The sequence below is a fragment of the Candidatus Ruminimicrobiellum ovillum genome (assembly GCF_002392975.1).
GTDB lineage: Bacteria > Elusimicrobiota > Endomicrobiia > Endomicrobiales > Endomicrobiaceae > Ruminimicrobiellum > Ruminimicrobiellum ovillum.
In genome coordinates this window covers 179,493-199,581 of sequence record NZ_DGIC01000002.1, presented here as the reverse complement: position 1 = coordinate 199,581, position 20,089 = coordinate 179,493, and the positions used below count along the sequence as shown (strand labels likewise).

The window sequence follows — 20,089 nt, the reverse complement described above, 5'->3', positions numbered from 1 at the left end:
CTTATTTTTTCAATGAAGCGACTGCCATTGCACAAATACCTTCGCCTCTGCCGATAAACCCCATTTTTTCGTTAGTGGTTGCTTTTATTGCTATTCTTGCTTTAGATATACCCATTGTTTTTGAAAGAATATCTTTCATTTGGTCTATATAAGGATATATTTTCGGCTTTTCGGCAACAATTGTCATATCAGTATTTATTATTTTAAATTTCTTTTTCTTTAAAGTTTTAACTACAATTTTTAAAAGTTCTATGCTTGATATGCCTTTATATCTGTCATCGTTTGTAGGAAAAAAATGTCCTATATCGTTTTCCCCCGCAGCACCGAGCAAAGAATCCATTAATGCATGAACCAAAACGTCGGCATCACTGTGTCCGTCAAGACCGTTAGTATCCGATATTTTTACTCCGCCTAAAAAGAGTTTTCTTGATTTTTTAAATCTGTGAACATCGTATCCGAATCCTACAAACATTTTTCTATACCTCTATCCCTCAGTAATGCTTCCGCTAACTTAAAATCTATCGGTTGAGTTACTTTAAAATTTTCGTAACCGCCGTCAACCAACATTACTTTTTTACCGAATTTTTCCACAAGTTGTGCATCATCGGTAACATTTTTCGGTATTTTACCCGAATAAACTTTTTTCAATATTTTAGTTTTAAACATCTGCGGAGTCTGAGCCTGCCAAATATTGTTTCTGTCTATAGATTTCGTTATGTTTTTACCGTTTTTGGAAAACTTTATTGTATCTCTTGCAACACTTGCCGCTATTGCTCCGCCGTACTTAACCGCACTGTCGAACACTTCTTTTATTATTTTAGAAGTTATAAGCGGTCTTGCCGCATCGTGAACGGCAACAATATCCATATTATCTTTAACAACTTTTAGTCCGTTCTGAACGGAATTATATCTTTCTTTACCGCCGCATACAACATCAATTTTATATAACTTTTTATACTTTTCCATTTCGGAAAGTTTGTATTCGGGAACAACAAGTATAATTTGTTTACATTCTTTAACTTTTTTAAATGCAAGTATGCTCCATACAAACATTTTCTTTTTGTTTAAAAGCAAAAACTGTTTCGGTTCCTTTGAACCGAATCTTTTACCTGCGCCGCCTGCAACAATAACAGCTGCAAAATTCATATTATAGTTTTCCTTCCAAAATATCTTCGTTCGGTATTTTGCCGAACAACATTTTATTATCGGACGAATGTAACATTGATGTTATTTTTAAGTTAACTCTTTTACCTACAAAATTTTTTCCGTTTTCGGCAACAACTGTTGTACCGTCATCCAAAAAGCCTATCGCCTGATTTTTATCTCTGCCTTCTTTAACCAAGAAAATCGTAATTTTATGTCCGGGCAAAATCGTAGGTTTCAATCTTTCATACATATCGTTCAAGTCTATAACTTTTACTCCCTCTAACACAGACATTTTGTTCAAACTGAAGTTTACCGTTACTATTTTTGCATTCAGAGATTTTGCCAATTTTACTATTTTAAAGTCGGACGACTTTATCTTATAGTAATTTCTGTAAAGAACTTTTACTTTTTTATTTTGTTTTATTTTTTCCAAGTTCTCTTCCAAATGTTTATCTTTTAAACCGTCTATTTTATTTTCTATTTCTCTTATTACAAATCTCGGTAACAAAAACTGTTGGTATACATTGGAATTGATAAAATCTATAATTCTGTCATCGTTTATAACGGTTGTATCAAGCAACACTATTTCTTTTCTGTTGCTTCTTCTTATAAAAATAAAAAGAAGAACCGCTAAACAATAAGAAACGATTATTGCATTTATCGTATTAGATACTAAAAAAAATATAACTGCAGGAAACAATATAAATAAAACTAATAATATTAACAATTTTTTTACCTCATAAATTTTTTGATAAGCGGCAAAGTCTTTTTGGTATCGGGAAATATCCCTGTCCACTTATCAAAAGAAACAGCACCTTGATATATTAACATTCCTTCACCGGAAAAATATTTTATTTTATTTTTTGCGGCAAACTTTTTAAACGGTGTTTCTTTGTTGTATATAATATCATAAAAAACAATTTTTTTATTAAATTCTTTTATTGTGAAAGGAAGTTTATCTTCTTTTTTCATTCCGCAAGTGGAACAGTTAACCAAACAATCTATATCTTTTAAAAAACTTGCAGATACTTTATTGATATCAATAACGGAAATATTTTTATACTTTTCGGCAACAAGTTTGGCTTTATCAAAAGTTCTCGATGTTAAGTAAACATGTTTAACCTTTAATTTTGTTAAAGCATAAAGAATTGCTTTTGCCGCTCCGCCCGCACCCACGACAAATATTGTTTTGTTTTTTAAATTTATATTTTTAGACTTTAAATCGGTAATAAAACCTTGCCAATCTGTATTACAGCCATACAATTTGCCTTTTTTATTAACGATTGTATTTACACTGCCTATAGTTTTTGCGGCATTATCAACACTGTCAATATATTTCATAACCTCAATTTTATGAGGCACGGTAACATTTACACCCGTAATATTTAAACTTCTTATCGATTCCACAGCAGATTTCAAGTTTTCAGGCAAAACATCAAAAGCAACATATAAACAATTCAGTTTATACTTTGCAAACCAATCGTTATGCATTATCGGTGATAGAGAATGGTTAACAGGGTTACCGAAAATGCCTAAAAGTTTTGTATCTGCCGTAACATTTTTACTCATACAATTTCTCTCTAAAAAATAACAGATTTATTTTATTAAATATACACTAAAAAGGCAATAAAACTACAGAAGATTGGATGATTGGAAGATTGGATGATTGGAAGATTGGTTTTATTTTAGTATAATGCTTCTTGTTCAATTTACAATTCTTTAATTTATAAAGGAGCATTTTATGATTTTGATTTTAGATTTCGGTTCACAATATACTCAAGTTATCGCAAGAAAAATAAGAGAATCACATGTTTATTGTGAAATTTTTCCGGGAAACAAGAAACTTGATGAAATAGAGAATTTAAGCACGGTTGAAGCAATAATTCTTTCCGGCGGTCCTGCAAGTGTATACGAAAAAGATGCTCCCAAGCCGGACTCAAAAGTTTGGCAAATGAATGTACCTATTTTAGGTATATGTTACGGTATGCAATTAATTGCTCAACAATTGGGCGGAAAAGTTCAACATTCAAAGAACAGAGAATACGGTTTAGCCGATATCGTTATAAAATCAAAATCATTACTTTATGCAGGTTTAAAGAATAAGATGCCTGTATGGATGAGCCACGGCGACAAATTAACAAAACTTCCTAAAGGATTCAAGGTTGTTGCAAGTTCAAAGAATTGTCCTAATGCAACAATAGTAAACGATAAGGGAACGATATACGGAGTTCAATTCCATCCTGAAGTTCACCATTCACCTTTCGGAAAACAAATATTGGATAATTTCTTGTTCAAAGTTTGTAAAGTAAAACAAGATTGGACAATGAAAAATTATATAAAAGATGAAATTGCAAGAATAAAGAAACAAGTAGGTAAAGGTAAAGTTTTATGTGCATTGTCCGGCGGAGTAGATTCTTCCGTTGCGGCAATAATGATGCACAAAGCCATAGGTAAACAGTTGGTAAGTGTTTATGTTGATCACGGTTTACAGAAACTCGGTGAAACGGAAAGAGTAAGAAAGATATTCGGCAAAAAGTTCGGCAAGAATTTAATAATAGTGGATGCAAAAAAATTATTTTTAAACAAATTAAAAGGTGTTACCGAACCTGAACAAAAAAGAAAAATTATCGGTCACACATTTATAGATGTTTTCGAAAAAGAAGCAAAGAAAGTAAAAAACATCGACTTTTTATTACAAGGCACAATTTATCCTGATGTTATAGAAAGTGCAAAAATAGGCAAAGCCGTAACGATTAAGAGCCATCACAATGTTGGCGGGTTACCTGAAAAAATGAAGATGAAATTGGTTGAACCTTTAAAATCTTTGTTTAAAGATGAAGTAAGACAGTTGGGAAGAGAATTAAACATTCCTAACGAAATTATAGACAGACAACCTTTCCCGGGACCGGGACTTGCAATAAGAACACTCGGCGAAATAACCGAAGAGAAGTTAAGAATAGTTAAAGAAGCGGATGCAATAGTTGATCAAGAAATAAGAAAAGCCGGATTATACGAAAAAATTTGGCAATCTTTTGCAATAATACTTCCCGTAAAAACGGTAGGTGTTATGGGCGATCAAAGAACATATGAACATGTTATCGTTATAAGAGCCGTAAACTCGGTAGATGCAATGACTGCAGATTGGGTAAAATTGCCTTACGAAATTTTAGGTAAAATATCTTCAAGAATAATAAACGAAGTTAAAGGTGCCAACAGAGTTGTTTACGATATTTCTCAAAAGCCGCCTGCGACAATTGAATGGGAATAAAATTTTGCGGAGCAAAATTTTGAAGTATAGATGTATGGAAGTATAGAGGGATTGAAACGACAATTTAACGACAAGATCCCGTATCAAGTACTGGATGACATATAATGAGAGCCAAGGTATAAATTTATACTTTGGCTTTTTTATTGAAGAATAAAAGAGTTATAACAAATAAAGTTACGCCTATACATACACAAGAGTCTGCAACATTGAATGCAGGCCATCTGTAAACTTCTTTATATCCTACATCTATAAAATCTACAACCGCACCTCTGAAAAGTCTGTCTATAAGGTTACCTATTCCCCCCGACAATATCAAAAGCAAAGAGTGTGTTTGTAATTTTGTAAGTTCTTTTTTATTTTTATAAATAAACCATATTAAAAATATTATTACCAATGATACCAATACAATAAAAAATATATTGTTGTTTTGAAACATACTAAATGCTACACCGGTATTAGATACATTTACAATGCTGAAATAATCGTTAATTTTTATGGATGAATAATAAGGTATATTTTTTATAACAAGGAATTTTGTTATATGATCTAATGCCACATAAATTAAAGGTAATAAGAAATACAAATATTTTTTCATGATGATTTATTTTATCAAATTATAACTTTTTTGTCGTTAAAGGCCTTAAGATTTTCAAAATAAAAAATAAATTTTAAGTTTATCAGTTAAATGTAACGAGCAAGAGAAAAACATGCAAATTTATCTTTTAAAATTGCAGAACACCCGTCCTTGTCGTTAAAGACCTTAAGATTTTGTGTTAGAATGAAGAAACTCAGGAATGAAGTGTATATGGATCCCGTAAGGGCATACTCGATTTCCTGAGTTTCAATATTATAACCAAAATATTAAGGTCGCTATATTATCTATTTTACGGCTTCGGCACATCTTTCACACAAGCCGTTTTCTATATGATCAATATGTCTCCAACATCTTTCACATTTGCCGTAAGAAGATTTTCCCGCAACAAAGGAAATTTCTTCCTCATTATCGGATTTTTCCAACTTAATATCCCAACTGCCGAATACAATGTTTATCAAATCGATATCGTTCAATGCTTTCTCATACTTTGAACCATACTTTATTGTTAAACTTGATTCCAAGTTGGAACCGATAATTTTGTCCTTCCTTAATTTTTCGGTTTCCGCCAAAACCTGTTGTTTTATTTTTACAAGAGTTTCCCACTTTGCAAGAACATCTTTTTCCAACTTATATTCTTCGTTTACCGCAGGGAAATCCACCAATGTTACAAATTCAGGTAAATCTTGTTTTATTTTCTTTATTTCTTTCCATGCTTCGTGCATCGTAAATGTTAATATCGGTGACATTACTTCTACCAATGCAGTAACAATTTCAAGCATTGCGGATTGTGCACTTCTTCTTGCTTTACTGTTAACTTTATCGCAATATAAAATATCTTTTAATGCATCAAGATAAAATCCGCTTAAAAATACCGTGCAGAAATCGTTTATAACTTTAACTGTTTTATGGAACTCGTAATTTTCAAAACCGGTTTCAGCCTGTTTTACCACTTCGTTTAATGTCCATAAAGCATATTTATCTATCTCGTTCATATCTGCAAATTTTACTATATCTTCTTTTTTCATATCACTGATATTTCCGAGCATAAATCTTATTGTATTTCTTATCTTTCTGTAGGTGTCGGTATGACCTTTTATAATTTCGTCTGAAATTCTTACATCTTCTCTGTAATCGCAGGATGCAACCCACAATCTTAAAATATCCGCACCGTACTTATTTATTATTTGTAAAGGATCAAGTCCGTTACCCAAAGATTTAGACATCTTTCTGCCTTGACCGTCAACCAAAAATCCGTGAGTAAGAACGGTTTTGTAAGGTGCTCTGCCTTTTATTGCAACTGCAGGAAGCAACGAACTTTGGAACCAACCTCTGTGCTGGTCGCTGCCTTCAAGATATAAATCCGCGGGAAATTCCAAAGAATCATAGTTTCCGCTCGACAATACGGCTTCACTTGATACTCCGGAATCAAACCAAACATCAAGAATATCTTCTTCTTTCTTAAATTCAGTTTTACCGCATTTCGGACATTTTACATCAAAACCTTTAAGCCAATCCTCTGCGGATTTTTCGTACCAAATTCCGGCACCGTGAACTTTGAATTCTTCAACAACTTTATCTATGATTTTTTTATCAAGTATAGGTTCACCGCACTCTTTACAATAGAATATCGGTAACGGAACACCCCACAATCTCTGACGACTCAAACACCAATCGGGTCTTGTTTGTATCATTCCGGTAATTCTGGATTCTCCGTATTTAGGAACCCAATTAACATTCTTAATTTCTTTAAGAAGATTTTGTCTTAAATCGTTCAAATCCACACCCATAAACCATTGAGGAGTTGCTCTGAATATCACAGGTTTCTTACATCTCCAACAATGAGGATAAGAGTGACTTATTTTTATACTTGCAAGAAGTGTTCCTTCTTTCGTAAGTTTTTCGATTATTAAAGGATTTGCTTTAAATACGTTTATTCCTTCAAATTCGGGAACTTCTTTTGTAAATTGTCCTCTGTCATTTAAAGGTGAAATAATATCAAGTTTATATGCTAATCCCGCTTGATAATCTTCTTGTCCGTGTCCCGGAGCAATATGAACTATACCGGAACCGTCTTCCATACTGACATAATCCGCCAAAATACCGAGTGATTTTCTGTCTACTATAGGATTTTGACATTTAATATATTCCAAATCTTTACCGTCAAATTCCGCTTTTACGGTAAAACTTTCCGCAGAGATTTTATTCTTAACATTTTCCGCCAAATCTCTTGCAACAATTATTTTTTCAACTTTACCGTTTAATATATATTCGCAGGCAACATATTTTGCTACAGGCGAAAATGCAAGCGCCACGTTGGACGGTAATGTCCACGGTGTTGTCGTCCATATTAATACGGAATAATCTTTCAAGAAATCTTGTTTGTCTTTTAATGCATCACTCAATTCAACAATTTTAAATTTTACAAATATTGAATCGGATGTAACATCCGCATATTCAACTTCAGCATCCGCGAGAGCTGTTTCGCACGATGAACACCAATAAACAGGTTTTTTCTTTCTGAACAAATAATTTTTTTCTACAAGTTCACCGAAAACTTTTACTATTGATGCTTCATATTTAGGATCCAATGTAAGATAAGGTTTCTCCCAATCTGCAAATACTCCCAATCTTTTAAACCCTTCTCTCTGTATAGAAACGAATCTTTTTGCAAAATCACTTGCCTGTTGTCTGAAAACTTTTTTATCTACTTTATGTTTATCGGTTTTTAATTCTTTTAAACATTGTGTTTCTATAGGAAGTCCGTGACAATCCCAACCGGGTGTGTAAGGAGTGTCAAAACCTTTCATGTTTTTATATTTCAAAATAAAATCTTTTAAAATTTTATTCAAAGCATGTCCGCTGTGCATATTTCCGTTGGCATACGGAGGTCCGTCGTGAAGAATAAATTTTTTCTTACCTTGATTTTTTGCTCTCATCTTCTCGTAAATTTTAGCATCGTATAACTCTTTTAAAAAGTCCGGCTCTCTTTGAGCTAAATTTGCTTTCATTTGAAAGTCTGTTTTAGGTAAATTAACAGTTTTTGAATAATCTTTTTTTTCGTTTTCCATTTTCTTGTTTAACCTTTTTTATATTTTTATTTAATTTTTTTCAGTGTAGAAATTTTGTTTGGCTTGAAAACACCTTTTTCCGTGATAATCATTGTAATGTTTGATGCCGGAGTGATATCAAAACCGGGATGTCTTACCTGTGTACCTTTAGGAGCAATTTCTTTGCCGTTTATTTTTAAAACTTCTTCGGCAGATCTTTCTTCTATTTTTATCTTTGTACCGTACAAAGTTGAAAAATCTATTGTAGAACTCGGGGCCACAACATAAAAAGGTATCTTATGATATTTTGCAAGTATCGACAACGAATAAGTTCCTATTTTATTTGCAACATCACCGTTTGAAGCAATTCTGTCCGCACCGACAATAACGGCATCTATTTTTTCCGTCTTCATTATATATCCTGCCATATTATCGGTAATTAAAGTATACGGAATCTTTTCTTGTTGAAGTTCCCATGCGGTAAGCCTTGCACCCTGCAAATAAGGTCTTGTTTCATCAACAAAAACTTTTTTTATTTTCCCGTTCTTATAACCCGTTCTTATCATTCCGAGTGCCGTTCCGTAACCTGCAGTGGCAAGTGCACCGGCATTACAATGAGTAAGAACTACGGAATTCTTTTTCAATAATCTTGCTCCGAAATCAGCCATAATCTTATTACATTCTATATCTTCGTCGTAAATTTCGTTTGCCGCAGATTCCAAAACAGCAACAAAATTTTCGGGATTTAATTTTAAAGAACTTTCTACAACTACACACATTTTATCTACAGCCCACTTTAAGTTAACGGCTGTAGGCCTTGCTTGTATCATTTCTTCGGAAACTTTTTTAATAAATTTAATTTTTTCCGTGGAAGATAACTTTGCAGCCTTTGTTCCTGCCAGAACCATACCGTAAGCCGCACTCACACCTATAGCCGGAGCACCTCTTACAATCATATTCTTAATCGCTTTTATAACATCGGTATATGTTTTACATTTTCTGTACACAACTTTACTCGGTAATTCCAGTTGGTCCAACAAAAAAAGTGTACCTTTTTCCCAATATAAAGTTTCCGACATTTTATTATTCATATTTTTCTCTTAAAGTCGATTTAATCTCTACGGTATAGTATCTAAAACTTCTTCCAACTCTTCTTCGGTTCTTCCTGTAATTTCTATGGTTTTTTCTCTTCCTCTTTCACCTTTTCTTAAGAGGACATGAGATCTATTAACATCAAAAAAATCAGATAAATATTCGCACAATTCTTCGTTAGCTTTTCCTTCAACGGCAGGAGCAGCAATTTTTACTCTTAAAATAGACCCAATTCTGCTTACAACATCATTTCTTTTTGAATTAGGAATTACTCTTACTTTAATAATCATTACTTTTACCTCTCTACTTATTACTTATTATATATTAAAGTTCTTCCGCTCTTTGTTTAGCTTTTTCAATAGCAGAAAAAACTACTTGTTTAAAATCACTGTTTAAAAATTCTTCCATAGCTTTTTCTGTTGTTCCTCCGGGAGAAGTAACATTCTTTCTTAAAACGGTATCATCAAGTCCGCTTTCTATAAGCATTTTTCCGGAACCGAATATCGTTTGATAAACCAATTCTTTAGCCATATCGGACGGAATACCTAAATTTTCGGCAGCTTGTCTCATAACTTCGGAAAAATAAAATACATAAGCAGGACCGGAACCGGAAACGGCTGTGATTGCATTTATCAATTTTTCTTTTACTACAACAACTCTTCCGATAACGGAGAATAAGTCCGCTATATCGTTAATATTTTCTTTTGTTGCATTTTTTCCGCCGCAAACGGCCATAGCACCTTTTCCTACCAAAGCGGGAGTATTAGGCATAACTCTTATAAGAACGGTTTTCTTTGAAAGATATTTTTCCACAAATTCCGTTGTTATACCGGCAGCAATTGTAACAACCATTTTAGCTTTTCCGATTTGTTTGCCGTATTCTTCCAATACATTTTTAAAAGTTTGCGGTTTTATGGTTAAAAAGACTATATCTGCTTTATTTAAAGCTTCACTTTTATCTTGTTGAGCGGATACCGCATATTTATGAGCCATATATTGTAATCTGTCTCTTGAAATATCGTTACAAACAATATTTGAAGCTTTTACTATATCATATTTTACAAATCCCGATATTATAGCTTCAGCCATATTACCCGAACCGATAAAAACGACCTTTTTGTCGTAAAACTTTTTACTTATCATAATTTCTCTCCCCGAATATGGCTGTTCCTACTCTTACCATATTCGAACCTTCTTGTATTGCAATTTCAAAATCATCGGACATTCCCATTGATAGAATATTGAAATTGGCATCTTTTTTCGTATTTTTTATATTTTCAAATACTTCATAAGCTAATTTAAAATATGGCCTAACCAACTCTTTATCATCAAAAAAAGGTGCTATTGTCATTATTCCGCAAATAGAAATATTCGGACAATTTAAAGCACAATAATCGTATATTTCGTAAACTTTTTCTTTTGATGCACCATACTTTGTTTCTTCGGTTGAAACTTTAAATTCAATTAAACATTTTTGAACTTTGTTTATATCTTTCGCATGTCTGTTTATATCTTTTGCCAAATCTATGCTGTCCAAAGACTGTATCAAATCAAAATTTAATACCGCTTTCTTGGCCTTATTTGACTGCAAATGTCCTATAAAATGTTTATTTATACCGTTTAAACTGTTAGAAAGAACTTCGAATTTAGGTAATGCTTCCTGTATTTTACTTTCGGCAATATCTAAAATTCCCGTATCTATAGCCTGTTTGGCACATTCCGCAGAAAAAGTCTTAGTAACGGCAAGTAATGTTATCTTCCTGCCGTTTGATGCTTTTTCTATTCTCTTTTTTATATCATTAATATTTTCAGCTATAGTATTCACAATTTATCTGTGTATTATACCATATTTTGTGGCAGTTGTTAATAATATTACTAAATATCTACCCTTTTATATAATATTTTTGTATAATATCGGAATGAACTTATCTACGGATATCAAATACATCAAAGGTATAGGTCCTAAAAGAGCTTTGGCATTATCAAAACTTTCTATAAATAATGTTGAAGATCTTATAACTTTTTTTCCGAGAACATACCAAGACAGGACTGTAATAACAAAAATATCAAATATACTTTTCAGTCAGCATTACTGTATATTCGGTAAAATTGTAAACACTTACACAAAAAAGTTATCCATGAATTTATCCGTATTTTCGGCAGAAATAGATGACGGTTCCGGTACCATTACCGCAAATTTTTTCAGGAAAGTTAACCCTTACTCAAAATTTGATATCTTTGCAACAATAAAAAACTCTTTCAAACCAAATTCTTTTGTTTATATATATGGTATATGTGAACTGAAATTCGGACAAAAACAAGTTTCGGTTGAAGATTACGAAACAGTAGAAAACAAAGATTCCGTTAGTGAACAGTTTAATAAACTTGTTCCTGTTTACGATTTAACGGCAGGAATAACACAAAAAACAATTTTATCGGCACTAAAACTTGTTTTAAACGATATGGCAAACATTTATCCCGATATAATATCAACCAACGATAAATACAAAACAAAACTTATGCCGATAAGTCAGGCAATAAAAGCAATACATTTCCCGAAAACATTGCAAGAAGCGGAACTTGCAAGGCAATCTTTTGCTTTACAGGAATTTTTGTTATTACAGATAGTTCTCAGCAAAGCTAAACAAAAAAACACGATAAAACAAAAAACAAGCAAATATAAAATAACAAAAGAATTGTTGACTCCGTTTAAAAATCGTCTTAAATTTGAATTTACAAGAGCACAAAAAAAAGCAATAAACGAAATTTTCAATGATATGATGAGCAAAAAAGCAATGAACAGAATGCTTATGGGTGATGTCGGTTCAGGTAAAACAGTCGTTGCTTTAAGTGCAATTCTTCTTGCCGTAGAAAACGGATATCAAGCTGCTATAGTTGCACCGACGGAAATTCTTGCGGAACAACATTACCTTACATTTAAAAATATGCTTGAAGGTTTAAATGTTAATATTGAACTTGTTACTTCTTCAAGTTTAAAAACAAAAAAGAAACAAACGGAAATTTTGCCTTTAATAGAAAACGGAACCACAAACATTATTGTAGGTACACATTCGGTAATGCAGGAAAGAGTTAAATTTAAAAATTTAAGTTTAGTTATTATAGACGAGCAACACAGATTCGGAGTTTTACAAAAAGCTTCGGCTCTTGCAAAAGGAAACAACCCCGATGTGCTTATGATGACAGCCACCCCTATACCGAGAGGTCTTGCAATGACAATATACGGCGAAATGGCGGTAAGTGTACTTGACGAATTGCCGCCGAACAGAACACCTGTACAAACTTATTGCTTATCGGAAAACATTGCCTACGATTACGCTTTGGAAGAAATAGAAAAAGGTAACCAAATATATATAGTTTATCCCCTTGTAGACGAATCGGATAAAATCGAACTAAAATCCGCAACGCAAGAAGCGGAAAAATTGTCGCAAACTGTTTTCAAAAATAACAAAGTTGCATTATTGCACGGCAAGATGAAACCGAAAGAAAAAAATGATGTAATGTTAAAATTTAAAAATAAAGAATTTGATATTTTGATATCGACAACGGTTATTGAAGTAGGTATAGATGTACCAAATGCAACAATGATAATAATACAACATGCAGACAGATACGGACTTGCGACACTGCACCAATTAAGAGGCAGAGTAGGCAGAGGACAAAAGAAATCTTATTGTATACTTGTTTCAAGTGCAAAAGGTCAAACAGCAAAACAAAGGTTACAAATAATGACAACTACTACCGACGGATTTAAAATAGCATCCGAAGATTTAAAAATGAGAGGGCCCGGTGAATTTACAGGCACTTTACAACACGGTTTTCCCGAATTTAAGGCAGGCGATATAATAAAAGATGTAAAACTTATTGAATATGCAAAGCAAGTTGCCGTTGATATTATCGCAAAAGATCCGGAACTTATTGCCCCGGAACATACAAATATCAACAACTTAATCAACACAAAATATTCTCAACTTTCAAAAATTATTCAAGTCGGATAAAGTTTTATAAACTGATACACTCTATATCTTGAAGTTTATCGTACTCATCAAGAGATTTTAAATATGCAATAACTTTTTCCATATTTGTAAGCAAAGAGCAACCGCACTTAATTGCAGCTTTTCTTATTGTTGCATTTTCCTTTCTTTCCGTAATATCAAATGTTTTATGTATATTTATTACAAAATCAACTTTGCCGTCTTTTATAATATCTATGGCTTTGGGGTTTTCCGTCCAGTTAACCATATGAACATTATAGCCTCTTGATCTTAAATAGTTTGCTGTTCCAGTTGTTGCATATACAGGCACATTTAACTTATATAAATTTTCCACAACTTCCATAAACTTTATTTTATCTCTTTCTCTGCCGGAACTTACCAATATTCCTTTAACCGGTTTTTTTATTTGTGTTGCTTCGAGTGACAATATCATTGCCTGATTAAAATCTTTTCCCAAGCAACCGACTTCACCGGTTGAACCCATTTCCACACCTGTTACAGGGTCTGCACCGTCGAGCCTTTGATAACTGAACATCGATGCTTTCATTCCCACAAAAGGAATTTCGCTTTCGTCTATCATTATTTTACTTATCTTTTCGTTGTTCATAACTTTACAGGATATTTCCGCAAGGTTTTTCCCCGAAACTTTTGAAATAAAAGGGAACGACCTTGACGCTCTTGAATTACATTCTATAACTTTAACATCGTTATCTTTTGCAATAAACTGAATATTGAAAGGTCCGTTAAGATTTAAACCTTTTGCTATTTTTCTGACAATATCTTTTATTGTGTTAACTGTTTTTACATAAAGTTTTTCCGGAGGAAACACAAGTGTAGCATCGCCGCTGTGAATACCCGCGTTTTCAACATGTTCGCTTACCAACGAAATTATTACTTCCCCGTTTTTTGCAACTCCGTCACATTCAACTTCTTTAGCATCAAGAATAAACTTGGAAATTACTACCGGGTAATCATCCGAAATATCTTTTGTTAACGAAAGGAAATAATCCAAACTCTTTTCATCTCCGGCAACATTCATAAGTGTTCCCGACAACACAAAACTCGGTCTTATAAGAACAGGATAACCTACTCTGTTAATAAACTCGTCTATTTCTTTTCTTGATGTTGCCGATATCCATTCCGGTTGATCTATACCCATTTTATCGAGCAGTGCGGAAAATTTGTTCCTGTCTTCCGCCATATCTACGGTTTTTGCGCTGTGTCCCAAAATTTTAACTTTGGCATCATTTAACGACGGTATAAGGTTGTTGGGATTTTGTCCGCCCATACAAGCTATAACACCTTTCGGTTTTTCCATATCTACAATATCCAACACTCTTTCAAAAGAAAGCTCTTCAAAATACAGTCTGTTGGAAGTTGAAAAATCCGTCGATACGGTTTCAGGATTACAATTAATAATTATACTGTCTGCTCTTTTTGTTTTGAAATATTTACTTGTCATTACGGAACACCAATCAAACTCGCAACTGCTGCCGATTCTGTAACTTCCGCTGCCAAGAGTTATAATACCTGAATTTTTCTTTGTTAATTCTATATCGTTGTGTGTTCCGTCGTAAGATAAATACAAATAGTTTGAACTTGTAGGATATTCGGCGGATGTCGTATCTATTTGTTTTACTACGGGAACTATATTTAATTTCTTTCTTAATTTTCTTATTTCAAGTGAAAGTTTTTTTATTTCTTTCTGTGTATGCTTTTTGCCGGGTTCTTTTACGGTAAGGAAAAATTTAACCAATTGATAGTCGGAAAAACCGAGTTTTTTTAAATTTCTTATATATTCTTTACCTAAATTATTAAATGTATCGTAAACTGTTTTTGTTTTACTCTTTTTTATTAACTCAACAAGCTCATTTTCGGTATCGGCAAGATGTTTTACATGTGCTAAAAACCATTTTGAAATTTTTGACAGGTCTGCAATTTTATCTATGGAATAACCTCTTTTAAATGCTTCATATATTGCAAACAATCTTAAATTTGTAGGGTTTGCTATTTCGTATTCAAGTTCTTTTTTAGTTGCATTTTTAAATATACCTACAGTTAATCCTTCATCGTTTTCGTTTACCATTCTTATGGCTTTTTGTGTTATTTCACAAAAGTTTCTGCCGATAGCCATAACTTCACCGACGGATTTCATTTGTGTTCCCAAAAGTTTTGATACACCGGTAAACTTTGTTAAGTCCCATCTCGGAACCTTCAATGTCACATAATCCAACGACGGTTCATAAAATGCGGAAGTTGTTTGTGTTACCGGGTTTTTAAGCTCAAGCAAATTAAACCCCGACACAACTTTTGCGGCAATGTATGCTATAGGATATCCCGTAGCTTTTGATGCAAGCGCCGACGATCTCGAAAGTCTTGCATTTATTTCTATTACATAAAATTCTTTTGTGTAAGGGCTTAATGCAAACTGAACATTACATTCCCCTATTACACCTATATTATGAACAATTTTTATTGCGGTATCTCTTAACATATTGTTTTCTATGTTATCTATCGTTTGGCACGGAGCAACAACTATCGAATCGCCGGTATGTATTCCCATCGGGTCAAAATTTTCCATATTACAAATGGTTATACAATTTCCCTGTCTGTCTCTCATTACTTCATATTCTATTTCTTTCCAACCGTATAATGATTTTTCTATTAAAATTTGAGGAACGCTCATCAATGCCGCAGATGCGAGTTGTTCAAGTTTTTCTTTGTTTTCCGCAAGACCGCTGCCGAGTCCGCCTAAAGCAAATGCTGATCTTGTTATTACCGGATAACCTATTTCTTCTGCAACTTTTAATGCTTCTTTAACGGTAGATACTGCTTTACTTGCAGGAATAGGAACATTTATTTCTTTCATCTTCGCGGCAAACAAATCTCTGTTTTCCGACATTTCAAGAGAATTTACGGATGTTCCCAAAACTTCAACTCCGTATTTTTGTAAAACTCCGCTTTTATAAAGATCTATAACACAGTTAAGTGCGGTTTGTCCGCCGAAACTAGATATTATTCCTACAGGTTTTTCTTTTTCTATAACTTTTGTAACCCAAAACGGTGTTACAGGATACAGATAAACTTTTTTATCGATATCTTTGTTTGTTTGAACGGAAGCTATGTTTGGATTTACTACTATAACTTCAAGATTTTCTTCCTGTAAAGCTTTTACGGCTTGTGAACCGGAATAATCAAATTCTCCGGCTTGACCTATAGATAATGCTCCGGAACCGAGCAGAATTACTTTTTGTTTTTTATTTCCTTTGGTTTTCAAAAAATTTAGTATCATAAAAATTTTCTCCGAAAATTTTTGATGTATGGAAGTATGGAAGTATGGAGTAAAAATTCTACGGAATTTTGATGACCGGAAGGTTGTTTGGATGTATAGAAACGGACTAATTGCACTAAATAACTATATTGCATTCGCAACTTTGTTTTGCCTTTATACCTCTATACCTCTTTCCCTCCATACTCTATACTTCTATTCCTCTATACCTCAAAATTGCCTTTGGCAATTTTATAACTTGTTTATAAATTCCGTAAGTATCCAAGCGGTATCGTTAGGTCCGCTTGATGCTTCGGGATGAAACTGTACCGACATAAACGGTTTTGTTTTATGTTTTATACCTTCAACACCTTTATCGTTTGCATTTTCAAACCATAAAGACCAATCTTTTGCAATTGTTGACGGATCCACAGTATAACTGTGGTTTTGGCTCGTCATAAATGCTTTTTGTTCCGGTATAATAAATACCGGCTGGTTATGACTTCTGTGTCCGTAAGGCATTTTCTTTATTTTTGCACCGCTTGCAAGGGATATTATTTGATGTCCCAAACAAATACCCAAAACAGGTTTATTACCGTTTAATAACTCTTTTACTCTTTCTACAAGGTCCCCTGTATTTCTCGGATCGCCCGGTCCGTTACTTATAAGCCAACCGTCTGCTTCAACGGTTGAAAAATCAGTATCCCAAGGTATCAACTCAATTTGGCAACCTCTGTCTACAAGCATTCTTAATATATTCCATTTTACACCGCAATCTACAACGGCAACTTTTTTCCTGCCTGTTCCGAACACTTTTCTTTCTTTTGCAGATACCGTCGGCATAAGATTAAATTTCGAAGGATCTATATATTCATCTTTTTTAAAATTTTCTATAAAAGGGAATTTCTTTATAGTATTTTCTTTTTTACAACCTTCCGGAACTATCCATCCGAAAAGGTTTCTTGTGTTTCTTATTGTTTGAACCAAATACCTTGTATCTATACCGGCAATTCCAGGAACTTTTTGTTCTATCATCCACTGTTCAAGAGGTATCATACTACCGTAATGATAACTTTCGTCGAATATTTCGGAAACTATAATACCTTGAGTTTTTATGGATGAACTTTCATGACCGAGAGCCGTTAAAAAATCGTCGTTTGTTAATTTAGGAACTCCGTAATTTCCTATAAGGCAAAAACTAAAAACAAGAATTTGACCTATATAAGACGGATCCGACATTGATTCGCTGTAGCCGAGCATTCCGGTATTAAAAACCATTTCCCCGCTTACAGCGGCATCATAACCGATAAGTTTACCTTCAAACTTCATCCCGTTTGAAAGTTCCAGTACCGCCTTTTTCCTTTTTAAATTGTTTATCATAAAATTGCTCCGCAATACATCATTCTTCTTTAAACTTCTCGAATAACTGAATTATTGTCTTTGCTATATCGTTTATTGTTCTGCCCGAATCCATAGCTTTTTTTCTTAAATTGTTATAAGCCGACTCTTCGTCCATATTAAATTTTTTCATTAATATGCCTCTTGCTCTGTCAACATTTTTTCTTTCTTCTATTTGATATTGAAGATTTACAACTTTCTGTTCCATATCACGAAACTTATGAGATAATCTTACGGCAAGTTCGGCAGTATGAATTAAAACTTGTTTATTTACAGGTTTTGTTATACAAAATATATCCAATGAACCTTTTTTCAACTCGTCTATATTATCACTCTGAAAAGAATTTGCAAGAATTATTGTCGGACATATTTTTAATTCTTCTATTTTTACGGCAAGATCGTAACCGGTCATATCTTCCAAAGCATAATCGGTTATAACAATATCAGGCAAAACCTGATTAACTTTTCTTAAAACTTCGTTTCCTGATTTTTCTATATGTGTAATTACAAAATTATTTGCGGATAGTGATAGAAGTGCCTTTAATTCTTCTGCTTGTTTTTGTGAACATACCAACAATAAATTTGTTTCGTTCATAAAGGTACCTCCTTAAACCTTATAAATTACAATTTACAGGTTTAAAACCAAATTTGATATTGTGCTTTTGTAAGAACTTTGGTCTATTCACAGATAAAGGTGCTTAAAGACTTTAGCTTTAAGCACCTTTGCTCAATATCTTTATTTAGTTTTTATCAATTATATTCTTTTTTTTTGTTAGTGTCAATAAAAAAAACAAAAAATATTTATAAAAACACTTAACATTTTTCGTTTTTTATCCTATTTTCAAGAAGATAATCAAACAAGTTTTATCATTAAAGATAACAATTTAAGTTTGTTTGATTAATCGTTTTATATATCAAGAAATTTATTTTTAATAAGAGAAAAACAAACCATTTGACTTTTTATTTTTAAAAAGTTAGAATAATCTAAGAAATTTAAATAAAACTAATAAAATCAATACAATCAAACTTTAAAAAATTATATTGGTATATTGGAGAATTAAGATATGGGAATATTTAAGAAGTTTTTTACCAACTGTGCACATCCTAAAGGGAAAATGGGACGAATAATGTTAACTATGATGAATTTATCCCATGCACCGATTACCAATTGGGGCCTTAAGCTCATAAATTTTCAAGACAGATGGACAATGTTGGATATCGGTTGTGGCGGCGGAGCTACCATTAAAAGATTGCTTAAACATAGTAAAGACTCTCAAGTTTACGGTATTGATATTTCACAAGAAAGTGTAGCAAAAAGCAAAAATAACTGTATAGATATGCTTGATAAACAAGTATTTGTTAATCAAGGTTCTGCAGAAATGTTACCCTATGAAACGGGAAAGTTTGATCTTGTAACGGCAGTAGAAACAATATATTTTTGGCCGAATTTGCAAAGTTGTTTCAAAGAAGTATATCGTGTGCTAAAAACGGGCGGAAGATTCGCAATTATAGTAGAAGCCGCCGATCAAGATTCCATGTGGACAAATATTGTAGAAGGGATGACCACTTATTCTTCCGATCAAATTTTGACTATGCTTCGTAATGCAGGTTTTATCCAAACGGAAACTCATCAAAAAAAACCTATGTATAATTTTATCACGGGAGTAAAAGCATAAGCTAAAATGAATAATTCTTTTGAAGAAATTTTTATAGAACATTGTGCACCTCTTTTAGCGGGAATAAAAACATCTAATTTGTTTTCTGTAAAATGTGAGAACTACCGAGACCTTTATTATAAAGTAAATATGTTAAATAATACTTTAAATAAAAAAGATATATATATAAATATTTTAAAAAATTTTATTTGTTCCGATACTCATTATTTAATTTTTGCATACAGAAAAACAAAATTAGAAAACAGGATAAAAGAAAAACTTATAAACGAATTCCTTAAACAATACGGTTATTCAAACTGTAAAGATTTAAAAGATTATTTATCCGTTTTAAAGAACAAATTAATCTGCTATAAAATTTTTCCCCACGAAATAGGAATTTTTTTAGGATATCCTTTAAACGACGTTAAAGCTTTTATAAAAGAAAAAGGCAGAAATTTTATATCTTGCGGAACGTGGAAAGTTTATTCAAATAAAATTCACTACGAAAAAGTTTTTTCGATATACAAAAAATGTAAAGAGTTATATACCGAACTTTATAAAAACGGTCACTCTATAGAAAAACTTGCTATGGCATCGTAAAAGGTGT

Annotated in this window: 17 protein-coding genes; 4 read left to right on the top strand and 13 right to left on the bottom strand. The window is 32.8% G+C overall.

Annotated elements, in window-relative coordinates:
• Position 1 precedes the first annotated feature (1 nt).
• From ispF to aroE, 4 genes are read right to left on the bottom strand one after another with little or no spacing between them, the layout of a single operon-like run.
• Positions 2-472: a 2-C-methyl-D-erythritol 2,4-cyclodiphosphate synthase gene (ispF, locus tag B2Y85_RS00870; RefSeq protein ID WP_372518583.1), complete on the bottom strand. Its 471-nt coding sequence runs from the start codon at positions 470-472 to the stop codon at positions 2-4.
• A complete protein-coding gene (gene ispD / locus B2Y85_RS00865; protein ID WP_372518582.1) occupies positions 463-1,146 on the bottom strand; it encodes a 2-C-methyl-D-erythritol 4-phosphate cytidylyltransferase in 684 nt (227 codons plus the stop codon). Before ispD ends, ispF begins: the two co-directional genes overlap by 10 nt.
• Before the next feature lies 1 nt (position 1,147).
• Positions 1,148-1,873, bottom strand: a complete 726-nt coding sequence (locus tag B2Y85_RS00860; RefSeq protein ID WP_372518581.1) for a hypothetical protein — start codon at positions 1,871-1,873, stop codon at positions 1,148-1,150.
• A gap of 5 nt (positions 1,874-1,878) precedes the next feature.
• On the bottom strand, positions 1,879-2,715 hold the full coding sequence (gene aroE / locus B2Y85_RS00855; RefSeq protein ID WP_372518580.1) for a shikimate dehydrogenase: 837 nt from the start codon (positions 2,713-2,715) through the stop codon (positions 1,879-1,881).
• Positions 2,716-2,887: 172 nt separating this feature from the next.
• On the opposite strand from aroE, the gene guaA reads away from it, so the two are divergent.
• The gene (gene guaA / locus B2Y85_RS00850) at positions 2,888-4,414 is read left to right on the top strand and encodes a glutamine-hydrolyzing GMP synthase (RefSeq protein ID WP_372518579.1); all 1,527 of its coding nucleotides are present in this window, start codon (positions 2,888-2,890) and stop codon (positions 4,412-4,414) included.
• A 124-nt stretch (positions 4,415-4,538) separates the two neighbouring features.
• Here the strand turns inward: guaA and lspA are convergent, their stop codons facing one another.
• From lspA to B2Y85_RS00820, 6 genes are all read right to left on the bottom strand, one after another.
• Positions 4,539-5,009, bottom strand: coding sequence for a signal peptidase II (lspA, locus tag B2Y85_RS00845; RefSeq protein ID WP_372518578.1), 471 nt, complete (start codon positions 5,007-5,009; stop codon positions 4,539-4,541).
• A 284-nt stretch (positions 5,010-5,293) separates the two neighbouring features.
• On the bottom strand, positions 5,294-8,077 hold the full coding sequence (gene ileS, locus B2Y85_RS00840) for an isoleucine--tRNA ligase (protein ID WP_372518577.1): 2,784 nt from the start codon (positions 8,075-8,077) through the stop codon (positions 5,294-5,296).
• Positions 8,078-8,103: 26 nt separating this feature from the next.
• Positions 8,104-9,147 (bottom strand): S-methyl-5-thioribose-1-phosphate isomerase, encoded by a 1,044-nt coding sequence (gene mtnA / locus B2Y85_RS00835; protein ID WP_372518576.1) that lies wholly within the window; start codon positions 9,145-9,147, stop codon positions 8,104-8,106.
• A gap of 27 nt (positions 9,148-9,174) precedes the next feature.
• Positions 9,175-9,438: a DUF167 domain-containing protein gene (locus tag B2Y85_RS00830; protein WP_372518574.1), complete on the bottom strand. Its 264-nt coding sequence runs from the start codon at positions 9,436-9,438 to the stop codon at positions 9,175-9,177.
• Positions 9,439-9,472: 34 nt separating this feature from the next.
• A complete protein-coding gene (gene proC / locus B2Y85_RS00825; RefSeq protein ID WP_372518573.1) occupies positions 9,473-10,291 on the bottom strand; it encodes a pyrroline-5-carboxylate reductase in 819 nt (272 codons plus the stop codon).
• A complete protein-coding gene (locus B2Y85_RS00820; protein ID WP_372518572.1) occupies positions 10,281-10,973 on the bottom strand; it encodes a YggS family pyridoxal phosphate-dependent enzyme in 693 nt (230 codons plus the stop codon). Before B2Y85_RS00820 ends, proC begins: the two co-directional genes overlap by 11 nt.
• Before the next feature lie 94 nt (positions 10,974-11,067).
• On the opposite strand from B2Y85_RS00820, the gene recG reads away from it, so the two are divergent.
• The gene (recG, locus tag B2Y85_RS00815; RefSeq protein WP_372518571.1) at positions 11,068-13,164 is read left to right on the top strand and encodes an ATP-dependent DNA helicase RecG; all 2,097 of its coding nucleotides are present in this window, start codon (positions 11,068-11,070) and stop codon (positions 13,162-13,164) included.
• Positions 13,165-13,168: 4 nt separating this feature from the next.
• On the opposite strand, the gene carB is transcribed toward recG, so the two are convergent.
• The 3 genes from carB to B2Y85_RS00800 all read right to left on the bottom strand — a co-directional run bounded on the left by carB (position 13,169) and on the right by B2Y85_RS00800 (position 18,422).
• Positions 13,169-16,453 carry a carbamoyl-phosphate synthase (glutamine-hydrolyzing) large subunit gene (carB, locus tag B2Y85_RS00810; protein WP_372518570.1) on the bottom strand — a complete coding sequence of 1,095 codons (3,285 nt, stop codon included), beginning with the start codon at positions 16,451-16,453 and terminating at the stop codon, positions 13,169-13,171.
• 228 nt (positions 16,454-16,681) lie between these two features.
• Complete coding sequence (gene carA / locus B2Y85_RS00805) at positions 16,682-17,809, bottom strand: glutamine-hydrolyzing carbamoyl-phosphate synthase small subunit (protein ID WP_372518569.1); 1,128 nt, start codon at positions 17,807-17,809, stop codon at positions 16,682-16,684.
• 19 nt (positions 17,810-17,828) lie between these two features.
• Entirely contained in the window at positions 17,829-18,422 is a 594-nt protein-coding gene (locus tag B2Y85_RS00800) for an ANTAR domain-containing response regulator (protein ID WP_372518568.1), read from the bottom strand.
• 469 nt (positions 18,423-18,891) lie between these two features.
• Between B2Y85_RS00800 and B2Y85_RS00795 the strand changes: the two genes are divergently transcribed.
• Both B2Y85_RS00795 and B2Y85_RS00790 read left to right on the top strand, forming a co-directional pair.
• Positions 18,892-19,503, top strand: coding sequence for a class I SAM-dependent methyltransferase (locus B2Y85_RS00795; RefSeq protein ID WP_372518567.1), 612 nt, complete (start codon positions 18,892-18,894; stop codon positions 19,501-19,503).
• Between the two features lie 6 nt (positions 19,504-19,509).
• Entirely contained in the window at positions 19,510-20,082 is a 573-nt protein-coding gene (locus tag B2Y85_RS00790) for a DUF3793 family protein (RefSeq protein WP_372518566.1), read from the top strand.
• Positions 20,083-20,089 lie beyond the last annotated feature (7 nt).